General features: G+C 43.3%; 1 protein-coding gene. It reads left to right on the top strand.

The genetic code is table 11. From position 1 onward, the window contains the following. Nucleotides 1–3 precede the first annotated feature (3 nt). The coding region (locus AAEZ00_RS21950; RefSeq protein ID WP_351090141.1) for a DUF2750 domain-containing protein at nt 4–245 on the top strand (242 nt) is incomplete at its 3' end.

Genomic DNA, 245 nt, shown 5'->3' with positions numbered 1-245 from the left:
CTGATGAATCTAACGCCAGAAGGCCGTTACGATTATATGGTTGAGCAAATTAAAGCAGAAAAAATCATTTGGACACTTCAAGACCAAGATGGTTGCGTCATGCTAACTACAGAAGATGAAGATTGCATTCCAATGTGGCCTTCTGAAGAAACAGCTGCACTTTGGGCAGTTGATGAATGGAAAGACTGTGAACCATTAGCCATTCCACTAGACGAGTTTCAAGAACGTTGGGTGAGCGGCATGGA

The organism is Shewanella sp. S1-49-MNA-CIBAN-0167 (assembly GCF_040310145.1).
Lineage (GTDB): Bacteria > Pseudomonadota > Gammaproteobacteria > Enterobacterales > Shewanellaceae > Shewanella > Shewanella psychromarinicola.
The sequence above is the reverse complement of the archived record's forward strand: the minus strand, read 5'-3'. Positions and strand labels throughout refer to the sequence as shown.